Origin of the sequence: Anaerotignum sp. (assembly GCF_031981185.1) — a bacterium.
Taxonomy (GTDB): Bacteria; Bacillota; Clostridia; order Lachnospirales; family Anaerotignaceae; genus Chakrabartyella.
Window position 1 is genome coordinate 12,239 of sequence record NZ_DALYUL010000012.1, and the last position, 531, is coordinate 12,769.

Here is a 531-nt window from a genome sequence, read left to right on the forward strand (position 1 = left end):
TATTTTTTTACAAAACCATAGGCAGTCTTATCTGCAAGGGTTCCAATGGTCCCCGCTTTAAAAACATGTCCTGTTCCGAAAAGCTCTTCTGTATAGGCATGGGCACTTTGCTGATATTCCCCAGAAAAATTCAAATCTATATCTGGTTCCTTATCTCCTTCAAAACCAAGGAAGGTTTGAAAGGGAATGTCGTGTCCATCCTTATGGAGCTTTTCACCACAATTTGGGCATACCTTGTCCGGCATATCACATCCACAAGCCTCCTCTAAGGAGAAGGCCTTGACAGTTTCAGAATCAAAATCAGAATATTTGCAGTTTGGGCATACATAATGGGGAGGCAGAGAATTTACCTCTGTAATTCCCGCCATATTTGCTGCAAAAGAAGATCCTACGGAACCACGGGAACCAACCAAATATCCATCCTCCACCGATTTCCAAACCAGCTTTTGCGCAATTATGTAAAGCACTGCATAACCATTACTGATGATGGAATTCAGTTCCGTTTCCAAACGTTCTTGAACAATGGGCGGT

The 531-nt window shown here is 42.6% G+C and carries 1 pseudogene; it reads right to left on the reverse strand.

The features are described 5' to 3' along the window. Window positions 1–531: pseudogene (locus RTK36_RS08340) on the reverse strand (PolC-type DNA polymerase III); the annotation flags it as partial.